This window comes from Lacrimispora sp. 210928-DFI.3.58, assembly GCF_020554865.1.
In the GTDB taxonomy this organism is placed as follows: Bacteria; Bacillota; Clostridia; order Lachnospirales; family Lachnospiraceae; genus Enterocloster.
Genome location: NZ_JAJCIC010000005.1, coordinates 143,735 through 161,356, shown reverse-complemented (window position 1 = coordinate 161,356; position 17,622 = coordinate 143,735). Strand labels below are relative to the sequence as shown.

At 51.0% G+C, this 17,622-nt stretch carries 16 protein-coding genes; 7 read left to right on the top strand and 9 right to left on the bottom strand.

Features of this window, described 5'->3' with window-relative positions; genetic code table 11:
- Positions 1–60 precede the first annotated feature (60 nt).
- Positions 61–1,923 (top strand): DUF885 domain-containing protein, encoded by a 1,863-nt coding sequence (locus tag LIZ87_RS05425; RefSeq protein ID WP_178315147.1) that lies wholly within the window; start codon positions 61–63, stop codon positions 1,921–1,923.
- Between the two features lie 59 nt (positions 1,924–1,982).
- Here the strand turns inward: LIZ87_RS05425 and LIZ87_RS05420 are convergent, their stop codons facing one another.
- Complete coding sequence (locus LIZ87_RS05420) at positions 1,983–2,831, bottom strand: AraC family transcriptional regulator (RefSeq protein ID WP_178315145.1); 849 nt, start codon at positions 2,829–2,831, stop codon at positions 1,983–1,985.
- Between the two features lie 218 nt (positions 2,832–3,049).
- On the opposite strand from LIZ87_RS05420, the gene LIZ87_RS05415 reads away from it, so the two are divergent.
- The 5 genes from LIZ87_RS05415 (at position 3,050) to LIZ87_RS05395 (ending at position 8,280) form a co-directional block, all read left to right on the top strand.
- Positions 3,050–4,132 (top strand): TRAP transporter substrate-binding protein, encoded by a 1,083-nt coding sequence (locus tag LIZ87_RS05415; RefSeq protein WP_178315143.1) that lies wholly within the window; start codon positions 3,050–3,052, stop codon positions 4,130–4,132.
- A 91-nt stretch (positions 4,133–4,223) separates the two neighbouring features.
- A complete protein-coding gene (locus tag LIZ87_RS05410; protein WP_178315141.1) occupies positions 4,224–4,718 on the top strand; it encodes a TRAP transporter small permease in 495 nt (164 codons plus the stop codon).
- A complete protein-coding gene (locus LIZ87_RS05405; protein ID WP_178315139.1) occupies positions 4,715–5,995 on the top strand; it encodes a TRAP transporter large permease in 1,281 nt (426 codons plus the stop codon). Before LIZ87_RS05410 ends, LIZ87_RS05405 begins: the two co-directional genes overlap by 4 nt.
- 42 nt (positions 5,996–6,037) lie before the next feature.
- Positions 6,038–7,114, top strand: coding sequence for a Gfo/Idh/MocA family protein (locus LIZ87_RS05400; protein WP_227145702.1), 1,077 nt, complete (start codon positions 6,038–6,040; stop codon positions 7,112–7,114).
- An 8-nt stretch (positions 7,115–7,122) separates the two neighbouring features.
- Positions 7,123–8,280 carry a Gfo/Idh/MocA family protein gene (locus LIZ87_RS05395; protein ID WP_227145699.1) on the top strand — a complete coding sequence of 386 codons (1,158 nt, stop codon included), beginning with the start codon at positions 7,123–7,125 and terminating at the stop codon, positions 8,278–8,280.
- 84 nt (positions 8,281–8,364) lie between these two features.
- Here the strand turns inward: LIZ87_RS05395 and spoVT are convergent, their stop codons facing one another.
- The 8 genes from spoVT to LIZ87_RS05355 form a co-directional block, all read right to left on the bottom strand.
- Entirely contained in the window at positions 8,365–8,913 is a 549-nt protein-coding gene (gene spoVT, locus LIZ87_RS05390; RefSeq protein WP_178315885.1) for a stage V sporulation protein T, read from the bottom strand.
- 98 nt (positions 8,914–9,011) lie between these two features.
- Entirely contained in the window at positions 9,012–10,061 is a 1,050-nt protein-coding gene (gene hydE / locus LIZ87_RS05385) for a [FeFe] hydrogenase H-cluster radical SAM maturase HydE (protein ID WP_178315886.1), read from the bottom strand.
- Positions 10,062–10,143: 82 nt separating this feature from the next.
- Complete coding sequence (locus LIZ87_RS05380; protein WP_178315887.1) at positions 10,144–10,938, bottom strand: ABC transporter ATP-binding protein; 795 nt, start codon at positions 10,936–10,938, stop codon at positions 10,144–10,146.
- A 129-nt stretch (positions 10,939–11,067) separates the two neighbouring features.
- Positions 11,068–12,087 carry a FecCD family ABC transporter permease gene (locus tag LIZ87_RS05375; RefSeq protein ID WP_227145697.1) on the bottom strand — a complete coding sequence of 340 codons (1,020 nt, stop codon included), beginning with the start codon at positions 12,085–12,087 and terminating at the stop codon, positions 11,068–11,070.
- A gap of 189 nt (positions 12,088–12,276) precedes the next feature.
- Complete coding sequence (locus LIZ87_RS05370; RefSeq protein ID WP_178315889.1) at positions 12,277–13,458, bottom strand: ABC transporter substrate-binding protein; 1,182 nt, start codon at positions 13,456–13,458, stop codon at positions 12,277–12,279.
- Positions 13,459–13,497: 39 nt separating this feature from the next.
- A complete protein-coding gene (locus tag LIZ87_RS05365) occupies positions 13,498–14,730 on the bottom strand; it encodes a nitrogenase component 1 (RefSeq protein WP_178315890.1) in 1,233 nt (410 codons plus the stop codon).
- A complete protein-coding gene (locus tag LIZ87_RS05360; RefSeq protein WP_178315891.1) occupies positions 14,712–16,160 on the bottom strand; it encodes a nitrogenase component 1 in 1,449 nt (482 codons plus the stop codon). Before LIZ87_RS05360 ends, LIZ87_RS05365 begins: the two co-directional genes overlap by 19 nt.
- Positions 16,153–16,929 carry a nucleotide-binding protein gene (locus LIZ87_RS05355; protein WP_178315892.1) on the bottom strand — a complete coding sequence of 259 codons (777 nt, stop codon included), beginning with the start codon at positions 16,927–16,929 and terminating at the stop codon, positions 16,153–16,155. The genes LIZ87_RS05360 and LIZ87_RS05355 overlap by 8 nt, the downstream gene beginning before the upstream one ends.
- A 435-nt stretch (positions 16,930–17,364) precedes the next feature.
- Between LIZ87_RS05355 and LIZ87_RS05350 the strand changes: the two genes are divergently transcribed.
- Complete coding sequence (locus LIZ87_RS05350) at positions 17,365–17,619, top strand: TM1266 family iron-only hydrogenase system putative regulator (protein WP_178315893.1); 255 nt, start codon at positions 17,365–17,367, stop codon at positions 17,617–17,619.
- Positions 17,620–17,622: the final 3 nt, after the last annotated feature.

The following is a 17,622-nucleotide window of genomic DNA, read 5'->3' as shown; positions in this document are numbered from 1 at the left end:
TATAATATCCACAGTACAACGTCCGGGCCTTGTCCGGCTTTATGGAGGAATAAAACGACGATGAAGGAATCCAGAAGACTCTATTACCAGCTGATACTGTCTTTTATACTGTCCATCTGCCTGCTGTCAGGCTGTACTTTTGGGGAAAAGGGAGGCGAAACTGCGCCTTCTGTTTCTGAGACAAGTGCTGCCCAATCAGAGCCTTCCTATGAGCAGTATGAAGAAAAAACACTGAAGGCTCAGAGGGATTTTGATGCCCTGGCCGAGGATCTGTTCCGTGACGAAGCTTCCAGTTCCCTTCTTACCCTTCACTATACCCTGGCCGATCCGGCCGCCTATGGCATCACGGACTACGATAACACCCTGGGGACCTTTTCCCTGGAGGACAGCAAACAGGTCATCCTTGATGCAAAATCCCTAAATGACGAACTAAATGAAATCGACAGTCGCCTTTTGCGGGAGGACCAGAGGCTTACATATACCATTCTCTCCTCTTTTTTGAATACCCTGCTGTCCAGTGAAGGAATGGAGCTCTACGAGCAGCCCCTTTCCTCCTCCTTGGGAATACAGGCACAGCTTCCTATCCTTCTGTCAGAATATACCTTTTACTCTGCCCGGGATGTGGAGGACTATCTCTCCCTACTGTGTTCCATTGACACCTATTACGACAGCATCATTGCTTTTGAAAAGGAACGGGCAGACGCCGGGCTGGGCTTATGCGATACGGTGATCGACCGGATCATCGAATCCTGCAATGCTTATCTGCTGGATGCGGAGCACAGCTTTATGACGGAGACATTTTCCGAGCGCCTGGATCAGCTGGCAGAGCTGACACCTGAGGAGAAAAAGGACTATGAAGCCAGAAATCTGGCAGCCATTGACGAGCATTTTGTACCTGCCTACCAGAAGCTGGTGGAGGGCCTTACTGCTTTAAAGGGAAAAGGCACAAATGAACTGGGACTTTCCCATTATCCCCGCGGAAAAGAGTATTATCAATATCTGGTAAACTCCGCTACCGGAACCTCCTACAAAGATATCCAGACTCTGAAAAATGCCATTACCGCCCAGATGGTGAAGGATCTGCAGGCCATGGATCAGCTTCTGACAGATCATCCAGATATCGGAGAGAGGAAAATGCTTGACTATGCATTCCGGCTGACTGAGCCTGATGCCATTATGGAGGACTTAAGGCAGCAGTGCAGAAAAGATTTCCCCGCCATCGAGGACTATGTATGCAATATCAAGGACGTTCCTAAGGCGCTGGAGCCCATTTTAAGCCCTGCCTTTTATCTTACCGTTCCTATTGACCGGCCCCAGGACAATTCCATTTACATCAATAACGGGACCACTACAGCCTCCCAGAACCTCTACACCACCCTGGCCCACGAGGGATATCCGGGACATATGTACCAGACACTCTATTTTAATGCCTGCAATGACTGCAACTTAAGAAAGCTCCTGAGCTTTTCCAGCTACACGGAGGGCTGGGCCACCTATGTGGAATATTACGCCTATGGGCTGGACAACGGACTGGAACCTGCACTGGGAGAGCTCCTTATGCACAACGCCTCCTTTACCCTTGCCCTGTATGGGATCCTGGATATCAATATCCACTATGACGGATGGAACGTGGAGCAGGTGAAAAGCTACTTAGACCAGTATTTCAGCATCTCCGATCCCGATGTCATCACTACCATTTACTATGACATTGCTGAAAACCCATCCAATTATCTGGAATATTACGTTGGATATCTGGAGATCATCAATATGAAAGAGGAGGCCATGAAGACCTTAGGAGATCATTTTCAGAATATGGATTTTCACCGTTTCCTGCTGGATATGGGTCCTGCTCCCTTCAGCGTGATACAGCCTTATTTTAAGGAATGGCTCATCAAGCAGACATCGGAGAACTCCATCAGATAACAGATCAAAACATTGCGCGAGTTCTGCTGCCCCATCTGCCGTCTAACGCCGGATGGGGTTTACTTTTGAAAATATTCTCTGGGACTGCACCCGAATTCCCTCTTAAAATACCGGTAAAAATTAGAATAATCCCCAAAGCCGCAGCGCTCTGTAGCCACAAGCAGACTGCTCCCTCCTTCTATCTGCTCCTTCAGCACTTCAAGCCTCACCTTCTGTATGAACTGGTAAACCGGCACTCCTGATATCTCCTTAAATTGATGCATGAAATAATACTTATTCATAAACAGATAATCTGCCAGATCCTCGATCAGGATCTTCTCTTCTATGTGATTTCTTATGTACTGCTCCGTGACAGATATGATCTGGATATTTTTATTGGATTTATCAAAAGAATAGACCGAAGGCGTATCCATATGCTGTGTCAGCAGCACAAAAAGGGAAGCAAGAAGGCTTCTGCCCAGTATCTTCCTGCCATAGGCATCCGGCTTATCATAGAGATCAAACAGCTGATTAAAATAAGAAATGATCTGTGTTTCAATGGCAACAGGATAATGATAGACCTTAAACTCATTCCGTGAAAATACAGCTGTCAGGTCCACCCCATCGCAGGACAGCTCCCTTAAGGTGCGCGGCGAAACATGAAGGGCCATGCGCTCATAGGGCTGAGAGAAGTCCATCACCTCCGGGAAATGCTCCTGGTGCTTATTGATAAAAAGGAAATCCCCCGGCTTCAGGTAAAAGGAATTCCCTGCCGTGGAATACTTCACATGGCCGGATATCAGCCTGTACATCTCATAAAAATCATGGGTATGCTTATAGATCTTTTCCTTGTTGGTATCATAATAGGTATAGATCCTGTAGTCCTCATCCAGATAGTATTGATGGCCTGTAAAATGAAGTTTTGACATCCTGTTATCCTCCCCTTCCCTTTACCTCAAATTTTTAATAAATTATACCATAAAAAAGCATATAATTGCTGCGATTTTTAATTTTTTCGATAATGATAAAGCAGGATTCACAATGTTTAGAGCATTTATTACCATCGTTATAAAAATATCACGATGCTATAATAATACTTACCAAAGCAATAACTGTTTATCATCATTACAAAAAAGGAGAAGGAATTATGAAGAAAACATTCTTATTAACTGCAGCGGTCCTGGCCGCAGCGACATGGCTTTACGGCTGCTCTTCCAATCAGAGTACAGCTACCACTGCCGCCCCTCAGACAGAAGCCGCAGCTGAAACCACGGAGGCTGCCAAAGAAACCGAAGCACCTGCCCCCGCAGACGATGGCAAGGTCTATGAACTCCGCACCACCACCAATCAGGCACAGACGGGCACCATTGGACAGGCCCTGGAGTTCTTCTGTAAGACAGTAGAAGAAAAATCCGGCGGCCGCATCAAGACGACCGCTAACTTTGGAAGCGAGCTGGGAAGCCAGTCCGAGCAGGTGGAAATGTGCCAGGCCGGAGCTTTGGAGCTGGTACTGGCAGCACCCGGCACAGGCCCCGGAGTATGGGTTCCTGAATTACAGATGTACGAGTTCCCCTTCCTCTTTGACAGCAACGAACAGTACCGGGAGATCACAAGGGCTATGGAGGATGAGGTAAATGCCAGACTGAACTCCTACGGCTTCTACACCTACGGCACCATGTCCATGGGCTCCAGAGATATGCTTACCGTAGCTCCTGTCACAAAGCTGGAAGACATGAAGGGTCTGAAAATGAGAGGCCCAAATGCAGTGTACATTTCCATGTTTGACTCCTTAGGCGCATCTGGTACTACGATGGACTGGAACGAAGTCTATACCGCTCTCCAGACAAAGGTCATGGACGGCATGGAAGCATCTCCTTCTATGATCAACTCCATGAAGTTCCAGGACAATGCAAAGTATCTGGCCCTTACCAACCACTGCATGGCCTGCATTCAGTTCTATTTCAATGACAGCTGGTTTAAGTCCCTTCCTGAGGATCTGCAGCAGATCATCAAGGATTCCGTTGACGAGACAGAGGCCTTCCAGGATGCACTGGATGACAGTGACAATGAAAAAGCGCTGGAGGCTATGAAGGCCGAGGGCGTTACGGTAACAGAGCTTTCTGACCTGGATAAATGGGTTGAAGCCTGCGCTCCCATGCTGGATGAATACCGCCAGAAGGGCGATAACTGGAACACCTTTATTGACATGATCATTGAACTGAAAAAGTAGCTTCACAAAAAGGGAAGTGCTGCGTCACAATCCAACGGGTTGCCGTCAGAACACTTCCCTTTTATAACAAGCTGGTTTTAAGGAGGACAGCATGTTTGAAAAAATATATAAATTATTGGATAGGATCCGCGCATGCACGATCATCGTTCTGCTTGGCGGAGTCATTATCCTGAGCCTTATCCAGATTGTCCTCAGATATTTTACATCTGCCGATTTAAAACCCTTTGCCTGGGGTGACGAGGTGGTGAGGCTTACTGCAATCTGGGTGGCTTTTCTGGCCGCAAGTGTAGGCGTTAAGAAGGAGTCTCATCTTAGTGTAGAATTTTTCCTGAACAAGTTCTTAAAGCCCGCACAGGTAACGATCGCAAAGAAGGCTGCCATTATAATCGTTATCGCAGCACTTGCTGCCGTGACGAAGGAAGGCATCAATTATACCCGCAACAGCACCCATACAATGCTCCAGAATCTTCCCAATATGTCCATTGCCTGGTTTTATGCTTCCATTCCCGTAGGCTGTGCCCTGCTGATCATGGAATATCTGGTACTGCTGTTTAAAAAGAAACCACAAAAGGAGGGAAACGTATGATACAGGCACTGCTCGTTTTTGCAGTATTATTGCTGTTCATTTTTCTGGGATTTCCAATTTTTATGGCAACGCTGATGACTGCTATCATCTTCGTTGTTGCAATGGATATCCCCTTTTCCCTTGTAACTATCCGCCTGTTCGGAAGTATTAATTCCTTCTCCCTAATGGCGATCCCCTTCTTTGTCCTTGCCGGAAATATTATGGGCAAGGCGCAGATCACGGATAAGCTTGTAAATTTTGCAAATGCGGCTGTGGGACAGTTCAAAGGCGGTCTCGGATATGTAAACATCCTTACATCTATGCTCTTTGGCGGTATTCAGGGCTCCGGTGCAGCAGATGCTTCTGCCATTGGCGGTATGCTGATCCCCGCTATGGAGAAGCAGGGCTATGATAAGGATTATGCTGTGGCAGTGACAGCGGGCTCTTCCATGCTAAGTCCGATCATTCCTCCCAGTATTATCATGATCCTGTACTCTTTTTATACGGAAACTCCTGTGGCCAAACTGTTCTTAGGCGGGTATCTTCCAGGCATACTGATAACGCTGCTGCAGTGCGGCGTAAACTATGTGGAATACCGTAAGCGGGGCTATGACATACCGATCACTCCATTTTCCTTAAAAAGCTTTATACGTACCTCTTTCGGATCGATCGGCGCTCTTATTACCCCGCTTATTATCCTCTGCGGCATCGTATTCGGCTTTGTTACACCCACGGAATCAGGCGTACTTGCCATTGCTTACAGCTTATTCTACGGCTTTTTTATCTCAAAAAAGCTGAAATTAAAGGACTTTCCGGAAATTCTCATTGATTCAGCAGTTACTACCGCTGTTGTATTTATGACGATCGCTGCTGCAGGCGTACTTGCAAACGTACTTGTCCGAATGCAGCTCCAGAACGAGGTATTGGCTTTTGCTGTCAATACATTAGGGAACCGTCATCTTGCCTCCCTGTTCCTGATAATCGTATTTCTGATATTAGGCTGCTTCCTGGATCCTACCATTATCGTGGCAATGTTCGGCGGTATTGTAGTTGCTGTAGGAAATGCATTTGGGTTTGATCCCATCCATTACGGCATCATTATGATCATCATCATGCAGATAGGTGCGATCACTCCTCCTGTGGGAACCTTTTTGTTTATTGCCTGCGGCGTTGCAGGGCTTCCTCTTGAAAAGAGTGTGAGGCCCCTCATGCCCTACATTGCAGTGATCATGTTTGCTATCCTGATCATCTATCTCGTCCCAGGATTTGTGACCTTCCTTCCCAGCCTTATGGGATAGGATATCCGGTCAATACAAATACAATCCACAAGGAGGAACACCATGCAGATAAAATCAGACGGACAAAACTATGCCCCCAAAGGAAAGGAAAGGCCCGTATGCGGCAAAGGCGAATTTCCCGTAGGCATTATAGGGCTGGATCATGGACATATTTTTGGGATGAGCAACGGGCTTATGGAGGCCGGTGCCAGTCTTTCCCTGGTTTATGATCCTGATCCTGCAAAGGTAGCCGCTTACTGCCAGCGCTATGAAGGCGTGAAGGCCGCCCGCTGCAAGGAGGAAATACTGGAAAATGACCATATACGTCTTATCATGTCGGCCTCTGTGCCGGATGAGCGGTGCCGCTTAGGGATCGAGGCCATGGAACATGGCAAAGACTATTTTGCTGACAAGCCTCCTCTGATCACAGAGGAGCAGCTTTCCCTTGCAAGGGAAGCCGTAAAACGCACCAACCGGAAATATGCAGTCTACTACAGTGAACGGCGCCATGTAGAGGCAGCTGTCTATGCCCAAAAGCTGTTGGAGGAAAAGGCGATCGGTGATATTATATGTATAAATGGCTTTGGCCCCCACAGGCTGTCCCTTCCCACAAGGCCTGACTGGTTTTTTGATAAGAAACGTTACGGCGGCATCCTGGTGGATATCGGCTGCCATCAGATCGAACAGATGCTTGTCTATGCAGGCGCAAAGGACGCTGTCATTGAAAAGAGCCGCACAGGCAATCTGAAGCACAAGGAATATCCCGGCTTTGAGGACTTTGGCGATATGATGCTGACCTGTGACAACGGCGTAGCTGCTTACGGGCGTCTTGACTGGTTTACCCCTGACGGCTTAGGAGCCTGGGGAGACGGTCGGACGATCATCGTTGGCTCTGACGGCTACATCGAGATCCGCAAATACATCGATGTTGCCAATGACAAGGAGGGTGACCATCTCTACCTTGTCAATCACGAGGGTGAACGCCATATCCGGGCAGCAGGGCAGATCGGCTTCCCCTTCTTTGGACAGCTCATCCGCGACTGCCTCGACCGCACGGACAATGCCTATGACCAGGAAACCGAATTCAAAGCAATCGAGCTTGCCATCAGAGCTCAGACAATGGCGAATGTAATTGGATAGGAGATACTATGATAAAAGCAGCAATTATTGGAGCCGGAGCAATTGCCGGTGTCCATGCGGAGGCATTCATCCGCTTCCCCGAACTGTGCGAGGTTCGCGCAGTCTGTGATATCTATGTGGAAAAGGCCCAGGATATCATTGAAAAGCACCATCTCAACCAGGCAAAGGCCTACAGGACCATGGAGGAGGCCATCGAGGCCGAGGACATTGATCTTGTCTCCATCTGCCTGCCGCCCTCAGCCCACGCAGACAATACCGTAAAAGCCCTGGAAATGGGCTGCCACGTGCTGGTGGAAAAGCCTATGGCAAACTCATTGGAGGAGTGCGACCGGATGATCGCTGCCTCTGAGAGAACAGGAAAGCATTTGAGCATTGTCTGCCAAAACCGCTTTAAGACCCCCATGCAGCGGATACATAAAATGCTGCAGGACGGTGTAGGCGGCAGAGTGACTCATGCAGTGGTAAATTCCTTATGGTGGCGGGGTGAGAATTATTATGATCTCTGGTGGCGCGGTACATGGGCCACGGAATGCGGCGGCAGCTTTACAAGCCACTCTGTCCACCACATTGACCTGCTGCTCTGGATGATCGGCATGCCGGATTCCGTGACCGCAGTCATGAAAAATGTGGGACACCACAACTCGGAGCTGGAGGATGTGGGAATGGCGATCCTGGAGTACCCGGAGACCTTTGCCCATATCGGCACCTCCATTGTGGACTACGGTGAGGCCCAGGAGATGATATTCCAGACAGAAAAGGGACGCTTAAGCATTCCCTGGAGTCCTGCCTCTGCCACTCCCCTTCCCAACGGCTTCCCCAAACAGGACGAGGCCTATGAAAAGGAACTGGATGACATCTATCACTCCATTCCTGAACTGGAGTTAGAGGGCCATCCGGCCCAGATAAAAAACCTGCTTCTTGCCATTCAGGGAAAGGAACCTCTTCTGACAGACGGAAGAGAAGGGCGGAAAGCGATCGAACTCATTATGGCGATCTACAAATCCTCCGCTCTCCGCCAGACAGTCGCCCTTCCCATCACAGAGGAGGACGATTTTTACCGCAAGGAGACCATGATACAGAAAATGCCTCATTTCTTTGAGAAGACAAAGAGCATTGAAAACTTTACGTCCACGGAGATCACCCTGGGACGGGATGTAGGGAAATAAAAGCAGAAAGCAACAGGCTGCTGCAAACGGTTCACTTTCCGTCTGCAGCAGCCTTCCCATTTTCTGCCCCACTCTTCTATTTTCTCAGCTCTCCATCTGACGTCCCAGAAACCCGGCAGCAGTGGCAGCCAGCTTTGTCTCCATATCACCGAATTTTGCCCTGGGCTCACGGCTCATAAGGGCCACGGCCCCGATGGCATCGCCCTCACAGATGATCGGAGCAACCACCTGGGCTGTGATTCCTTCCAGTTCCTCATCCACCAGGTTGATAAATGCCTTGTCATCCTTCCCTGCCAGGATCGTGGAGCGCTCATTGATGGCTACCTCCAGCTGGCGGCTGATGGTCTTCTGAAGCAGATCCTTCTTTGCCCCACCGGCTGCTGCAACCACCTGGTCCCTGTCAGTGATGCATACCAAAAGCCCGGTGGACTGTGCCATTGCCTCTGCATACTGCCCTGCAAATGCTGTCAGCTCCATCATAGGCGAATATTTCTTCAGGATGATTTCTCCTTCCCTATCGGTAAAAATTTCCAGCGGCGTACCTTCCCTCAGGCGAAGTGTGCGGCGGATTTCCTTCGGGATCACCACACGGCCCAGATCGTCGATTCTTCTTACAATACCTGTAGCTTTCATAAATAAAATTCCTCCATTTTACATTCTGACATTTATCTTCAATGCTGCCCGTAAATGTAGTATCTGTAAAAGGGAGGAATTTATACTTTATATTGATTTTAAATGCGTTTGAAATCTCCTCTGTCTGTCACTACCCGGTACCCAATTTTCTCCATTCTCTCCTTCAGCTCCTTGATATTGGAGGCTGCCTCGGAGCCTGTGCTGATCTTATTATCGTAGAGCATGTAGCTTTTCCTCACCTCCAGGGGAGAGAGGTTCGGCATGACAACATTGGCCCCGGCCATGACGCCCTTTTCCCTTCCTGCTGGGTCTATGGTGCCTAAGGCTGTGGTGGCCGGAAGCAGGACCGAGGGCAGCATCAGGCGCACCATGGCAAGGAGCAGCAGTGTCTGCCTTAAAGTGCCCGGCGCCTTATCGCGAAAGGGCGTATCATGGTGTGGGATAAAAGGACCGATCCCCACCATCTGAGGCTGAAGCTCATACATAAACTCCATATCCTCTGCGATATGCGCCGTTGTCTGGAAGGGAGAACCAACCATGATACCGCAGCCCGTCTGAAAACCAATGGCCTTCAGATCCTTTAGGCACTGCTTCCTGTGCTCTGAGGACATCTGGTTTGGATGGAGTCTGGCATAATGACAGGGATCCGCTGTCTCATGGCGCAGCAGATAGCGGTCCGCACCAGCATCAAACCACATTTTATAGGTCTCATATTCCTTTTCACCTACGGAGAGTGTGACAGCACAGTCGGGATACATAGACTTGATGCCTTTCACAAGACAGGCAATTTTATCATCCGTATACCATGGATCTTCCCCGCCCTGAAGGACAAAGGTGCGAAAGCCCAGCTCATAGCCCTCACGGCAGCAGTCCATGATCTGCTCCTCTTTCAGGCGGTAGCGGGTAAGATTGGGATTGCCCCGGCGGATACCGCAGTAGTAGCAGTCATTTTTACAGTGATTTGTAAATTCCATCAGTCCTCTGACATAGATGGCATTTCCGTAATGTGCCAGAGCTGTCCTTCTGGCCCTGTCATAAAGATAGGCTTCATCCTCCTGCCCTATATTGTCAATGAGAAAGCAGAGCTCCTCTCTGCTTAATATATGGCATTTCTCCAGCTTATTGATCAATTCTCTTATTGAATCCATAATATCTCCTATAGTAAACCTGTATGCGCCCAGCAGCGGACGAACTACCGCACCATGAAAGTCTGGCGGACTCGCCACCACACTATGCCTCCTTCAGCCCCACCGGCAGCACACAGGTAAAGGTTCTGTTCTTCAGCTGCAGCGGATACAGCTTCACTTCCACCCCAAAGGCCCTGTCCAGGTTCGCCTCGCTCAGCACCTCATCCGCTGCTCCAAACACAGCCTCCCCTTCTTCGGTGAGAAGCAGAGCCTTCTGGGAGATGGACAGGGCATGCTCCGGATAATGGGTATTTACCACCGCATAGATCCCCTTTTCCCTGCACAGGCGCTCGATCGCACGCAACACGATCAGCTGGTTCCTGAAATCCAGGTTAGACTCCGGCTCGTCTAACACCAGCACCGAGGGCCTGGCGGCCAACGCCCTGGCGATCAACACCATCTGGAGCTCACCGCCGCTTATCTGGCTGCAGGCCCTGCCCTTTAGGTGGGCAATGCCGATCTCCTCCATACATTCCTCCGCAATCTCCCTGTCACGCTTTCCCGGCTGCCCAAAGGTCCCCAGATGGGCATTTCGCCCCAAAAGGACCATGTCCTCCGTGTTGCATGAAAAAACAGAGGCCTTCGCCTGAGGCACATAACCCACCTTCTGCCAGAACTGGTGATACGGGATATCCTTTATATCCCTGCCATCCAGATACGTCCCGCCTTCCCGCCAGGGAAGCAGGCCCAGCATGCATTTAAGCAGTGTGGTCTTTCCTGCGCCGTTGGCTCCCAGAACAGACAGCACCTCCGGCTGGTCCATGGAAAAGGTGATGTGCTTTAGTATATTCTGGCTGCGGGGATACCCAAAGCTTCCATTTTTCACTTCAAATACCATCTGTTTCCTCCTCCGTGTCAAACATAATCAACTCCCGCCGCCGATCAGGCAGCATGCGTTCCGGTATGCCAAATGCACCACCAGACTTTCATGGTGAGGCAGCGCGTTCCCCGCTGGGCGTATGCAGGTTTAGAGCCTGAGTCCTCCCGTTTTCCGAAGAAGCAGCAGAAAGCAGGGCGCTCCCACCAGGGCGGTCAGGATGGATACCGGTATCTCCGATGCCGTGGCTGACCTGGCAATGGTGTCAATGAGCAGCATAAACACTCCGCCAAAGGCCATACTGGCCGGTATCACAGAGCGGTTGTCATTTCCAAATATCATACGCACCATATGCGGGACCAAAAGTCCTACCCATCCGATCTGACCGCACATGGATACCACGGACGCTGTCACCATGGCAGAGCCCAGGATCACCAGGCCGCGTATGCGCTTTACGGGAATACCTAAGGACCTGGCCTCATCCTCGGAAAGGGACATGGAATTGAGCTTCCAACGCAGAAGGAACAAGAGCAGGCTTCCTGCCAGGATAAAGGGAGCTCCCATGAAAAGAGTCGTCTTCGTAGTGGAAGCCATGCTTCCCATAAGCCAGTATGTAATGGATGGCAGAACATCCTGGGGATCTGCTGCATATTTTACAAGGGACACCAGGGCGGAAAACAGGGAGCTTACCACCATTCCTGCCAGGATCACCATAAGGGGCGGCAGCGTCCCTTTTACCCTTGAAAAGCCCCAGGCCATGAGAACCGCAGCGATTCCCATGACCATGGCTGAAAGCTGGATCCCCATGGCAGGAAGTCCTAAGAGAATGCCGAACACTGCGCCAAAGGAGGCTCCATTGGCCGCTCCCAAAGTATCAGGAGTCGCCAGCGGATTGGCGAACAATCCCTGGAATGCCGCCCCTGCTGCTGAAAGCCCTGCTCCTGCCAGGACCGCCAGTATCACTCTGGGCAGGCGGATATTGAGTATCACGGTCTGTACCTGCTTCGACACCACTGTCTCCGGGAATATTCCGGGAAAGAGCACTGCAGCCAGCTCCTTTGGCGGTATGGAAAAACGGCCTGTCACCATGGCAAGGGCGGCAGCCGTCAATGTGACTGCCGCTGCCCCTATTGTCCAATACCGGTTCCAGCTTAAGTTCCTTCCTTTCATTTTCAAGCTTCCATCCTTACTATTTTTATCACGCTCGAACTTCGCTTCGTTTGCGTAGCAAATAGTTTCGCGCTCTGGCGCTCAACTATTTTTATTACGCTCGTACCTCGCTTCATAAAAACATACGTGAACCGCGAACTTCGCTTCGCTTCGTTTGCGTAGCAAATAGTTTCGCGCTCTGGCGCTCAACTATTTTTTATACCCCTTGGCTGCCTCCCGCCCCGGATGGTACATGCGTTCCACCTGGCTGTCTGTGAGCTCCACGCCGTACATATCCTTATAGTAGGCCTTTACTTCTTCCGTCATATCCACGTCCTCAAAGAGGGACGGATATACATTCTTTGCCATCCAAAGAAGGGTCATGGGTGTATCTGTGCTGGGGGTATAGCTTCTGTAGGTTCCCAGGGGCAGCTTATACACCTCTCTGTTTTCCACCGCCTTTACAGAACTCCAGTCGTCCTGGCCCACTGCGTTTTCATATAGATCCTCAGGCTGGGCAGGGGTAAAGTTGGTAATGAAGATCACGTCCGGATCCCACTCATATACCTGCTCCATATTGATGACGGCATTGGAATTTTCTGCTGCAACCTCCTCCGCCACATTCCTGCCTCCCACAGCGTCACACCAGAACTGGCCAAAGAACCGCTTTCCTGAGGTGATCATGGTGGTGTCGCTGTAATTGAACAGGAACAAAATATCTCTCTTTTCCTCCCCGGAAACAGAGGAAACCCTCTTCTGGATATCCTCGCAGACCTTCCTGCTGTATTCTGATACCCGCTCTGAGGTATCACCCTTTTCCGGGAAGATCTCACTGAGAAGAGCGATCCACTGGTCGTAGGTCTCGATGGCATTGTATTCCCATTTATTTACAGAAATACCCACTGCGGCAAAGCCTGCCGAACGCAGCGACTCTCCCAGCTCCTTGCTTCCCGCATTAAAGAACACCACGTCCGGCTCCAGCTTCATCAGCTCCTCCATGTTTACATCACTTCCGCTGATAAAATCTGTGCTGGCATTTAAAACATCCGGGAACAGCTCTCCCAAAAGGCCGGACTGGGCAGCGCTCATGCTGGCCGGGCTCATGCCCACGATCTTTTCCCCGGAGCCTAAGAATACGGTGAGAATGGACGGCAGGGGAAGGATATCCGTCACCACAACACGGTTTACCTGAGCCGGAAGCTCCACCTGGACTCCCGTATGGTCAGTGACCGTGATGGTTTCCGAAGCCTGGGCTCCTTCTGCCTTCTGCTCCTCTGCTTCCACCTGGGGCTTTCCTCCTCCTGTGCTCCGGGCAGCTCCATTTCCCCCGCATCCGGAAATGCCGGCTGCCACCAGGCAGATCCCCAACAGTAATGCTGTTACCTTTTTCATATGATACCCTCTCCATTCCGCCGTCCAAAACGGCCTCTTTTATTCTTTTCCATCCCACACAAAGGGCTTCATTCTGCCATGGAACATTCTCCCTGAACAAGCCTCATGGGGAAATTCTACAAAGGTTACGCTGCCGTCAGCAGGACAGGTAAACCGGTACAGAGGATCGGCTATGACCACCTCACTCCGGGACATGGCCTCTGTTACCTTATCCTCATCCCACTCCAGCATATCCCCGGGCTCTGCCAGGCAGGCTTCGCCCTCTGTTGGGCAGATGACCTGAACCTCTCCCGCACCGAGGTCCTCCCTCAGACTGCATCTCAAGGAGTTGGCAATGACCTGCTCTCCGATCAGAAGCACTCTTTTTCCCTCCAGGGAATCCAAAAGCCCGGCAAGGCCCAGGATTTCTCCTGTCTGAGGACCGCTCTTGTCCTCCCCAAAGGCTCCTTCTTCCCTCCACAGCACAAGGTCCTTCCCGGAGTCCGCCGCCTCCTTGAGCAGGGCTGCCAGTCTCAAAGCTGCCCTTCTTCCCACCGGAGTGCCGGTCACAAAGGGAGTTCCGTAGATCTCCTTTAATGCTCTGGCAGCCGGAAGGCCTGCTGCCGAGACCACCAGATTCACCTCCGCGTTGCCCGACTGTTTTATGTCCTCCAGACTGCTTTCCATTGCCCAGCAGCTGACAACAGAGAAGCCCCTTTCCCTGAGAAATGTTTTCATGGCAGCGATATTTCCTGTCAGTGAAAAGTCAAGGGGTGTTACTCCCAATATATTTACCGGGATACAGCCATCCCTTGCTCCCCTTTCCTCCCTTGGCCCGCAGAACCGCTCCGCCAGCTTTTTCAAAGCTTCTCCTGCCCCCTGCACATAGGAGTGCATCCCATTGGCCGCGATCCCAAAGGCCGGGATCCCTGTCTGGCGCTCGATCATCCTTGCAATGCCCTTGAAATCCGTTCCCATCATCATTGGGATCGGTGTTCCGCCTATGCAGATAAAAGCCGGATGAAGATTGTTGGCTGCATCCACAATGTCCCTTACCAGCTTCCCATCGTCTCCCATCACTGCCTCCAGCTCTGACAGGGCGGAAATATATACCATACTGTCCATGGAATACCATCTGGGCTCATCATGGGTAGTATAGGTGGAATTGCAGCCTGAGGCGTCATGCATGACCGTCATTCCTCCCAGCTCATAAAGAGCAGAACAAATTCCTGATATATCTGCCGCATATACCGGCAATATCCTGTTTACCCGTTTCAACAGCAGCACCCCCATCCCTTTACCTGGATCACGTTTTCCGCTTCACGCTCTGTCTCTGCAGCCTCCCGCATAAGGCCCGCCAATGCGAAGAGCCCTCCGTAGCCATACAGCCCTCCGTCCTCCACCATGTTTACAAAATGGCTTGTTCCGGTAAAATAGGCTGCCTTCTGTCCCACTGCAAGCACCTTCCTGTCCTGGGCCATGCTCCTGGGCAGCACTGCCATTTTGTGGTACACCGTAGGAGCAAGCTCCATCCGGGGACAATGCTCCTTCAGCCACTCAAGAGTCTCCTTCTCCTCCGGCGAGATCGTGTCAATATAGATCCTGTCCACATGGAAACCGCATTCTGTCAGCATTTTCGCCATACCGAGAGGCCTGGCGGACACTGTGTAATCAATAGCGACTGTCCAGTCCTTCAGTTCCTCTGCAAGAGTTTTGAAGGCTTTTCGGGCTTCGCTTTTTCGCTCTGCAAGAAACTCCTCCATTTCTCCATAATCCAGCTCTAAAAGCCCTGTAAGTGTTCTCCAATGGCACTCTATCTCATCCCAGTCATAGCTGACTGGCAGATAGACCCATCTCTGCCCCAGGCGTTCCTCCAGTTCCTTTGCGGCAGGACGCCCCAGAGGATGGGTGACAATATTTAAGCAGGCAGAAGACATGCTGCCGTACTCCTCAAATGTACGGCAGGTACAGATGTCTTTTACGGAAAATCCCTTTCCCTCCAGTATGTCATAGAGCTCGGAACTGCCCTCGATCGCCAGATTGTTCCCTATTATGTTCACCTGCCGCATGTTTGTTTCCGCCGGCTTTAACAGGGAATAAAGCTGCTTTCTCATAAACGGATCCGGGGGCAGCTTTGTCTTTCTCATGACCGGATTCATCCAGCACTGCACAAAGCCCACTTCAGGGAACCGCCTCTCCAGCTCCCGGAAGATCAGCTTCAGATCCGTTCCAAGAAAATGGTGGACGCAGCTTGTAAACAGCAGCAGAGCCTTCGGAAGAGGGCCCTTTTTTCCCAACCCCTCCAGAATATGTGTAACGCCCTCAATGATGATCTCCTCGCAATTGCCCTCCAGCACAGATTCCTCATCCACCGATATCGTGGAAAACCGATGGGAATCATAAAGCTCTGCCGCCGAGAGCACAACACCCCTGAGGCAGCTCTGGGCACAGACAAATACCTCATGGCTCTCAGGAAGCAGAAAGCCTGTATGGACAATGGTCCAGCCGCCCCTGGCCGGAGCGCTGTACTCAAGGCCATATGTAAATGGGTTCAGGGAGTCCACCTGGCTTAAGGGGATTACTGCTCCGGCTTCTGTGATCCTGCCCTCAGGATGCCTGGCTTCTGCAGCGTTTCCTTCTGCAGCGTTTCCACTCCCGGCCGTTTTGACCGCACAGGCCTCATTCCCTATGCCTCCGGTCAGTTCGTGCAGGTTCTTAAGCATGTTCTCCTTCTCCCTTCGTTTTGCACACCGCCAGCACAGCATCCGCCAGCTTCTCATACTCCTCGGCAATGCTGCTGTCCGGAAATGCCTCGCACACCGTACATTCCAGCTCCTCCGCATCCGTCACCAAGCTGCTGCGGCTTAACGTTGCAATGATCTTTGTCCCCAGCTCTCCGGCCAGCTCCTCCACCTTCTCCTTCTCCCGCTTTACCTCTCTCTGGTTCAGGATCAGGCCGCCCAGACTGGCATAGCCCCGCTCCTCAAAGCATTTCACTGCTGCCGCAATGTTGGCTGCCGCATAGATCGCCATGTTTTCCCCGGATGTGACAATAAAGACCTTATCCGCATATCCCTCCCGGATCGGCATCGCAAACCCGCCGCAGACCACATCTCCCAGCACATCGTAGATCACCACATCCGGCCTGTATTTCTCAAATGCGCGGCGTTCCTCCAAGGCCTCAAAAGCAGTGATGATCCCCCTTCCGGCGCAGCCCAGCCCCGGTGTGGGACCTCCTGCCTCCGCACAGAGGATACCATGCCTGCCCTCTGTCACCATCTCCTCCAGACAGGCCTTGTCTCCCTTTTCCCGCATCAGGTCCAGGATCGGGACAGCCTTTTTCCCAGCATGGAGCTGTATGGTGGAGTCCGCCTTCGGATCACACCCGATCTGCATCACCCGCATTCCCCTCAAAGCCAGCATTGTAGATAAGTTGGAGGCGATGGTGGACTTTCCAATGCCTCCTTTTCCATAAATTGCCAATTTCAACATAGCCAATACTCCCCTCATTCCATTGCTTTATACGATGTTATAAAAAAATCCCCTCTCTGAAATCCAGAGAGAGGACATATCCATTCATAAAATGCTGCCAAATCCGGCAAAACGCGTCACTGGCACGTTCTGCTTGATGCTTCATTATGAGGGCCGTATGCCATACATACCGCCTTTATCCATCCACTCTCTCTTTATCTCAGGGCTGCTTCGCATCAGAGAAAGATTTTATTCTATTATCTACCATCATAGCCCGGCTCGCTGGAAAAAGCAAGTACAAATTAGCTTGAGTTTCTGCCTTTACATGATCCCTGCAGCTATGCTATGATAACTTTGATATCGGTCCCAAGGTCAAAAATCCTCTTGCAAGCAAGCTTGTATCGGATTTCCGGCCTTTTGCCCCTGGTATCATATCAAAAGAAGGAGGCTCCACATATGGAAGAGCGTCTCGCCGTTATCAGCTGCATTATCAGCAATCCCGAATCTGTTCACGCAGTAAATGAAAAATTCCATCTCCAGTCCCAGTCCATCATTGCCCGCCTGGGTGTTCCTTGCCGTGAATATGGCGTATCTGTGATCAGCGTGGTAATGCATGGAACCCAGAACCAGATCAGCTCCTTTGCAGGAGATCTGGGAAAGGTGGACGGAGTGAAGGTCAAATCCGTCCAGGTGCCGGCAGTCCGCCAGTGATTC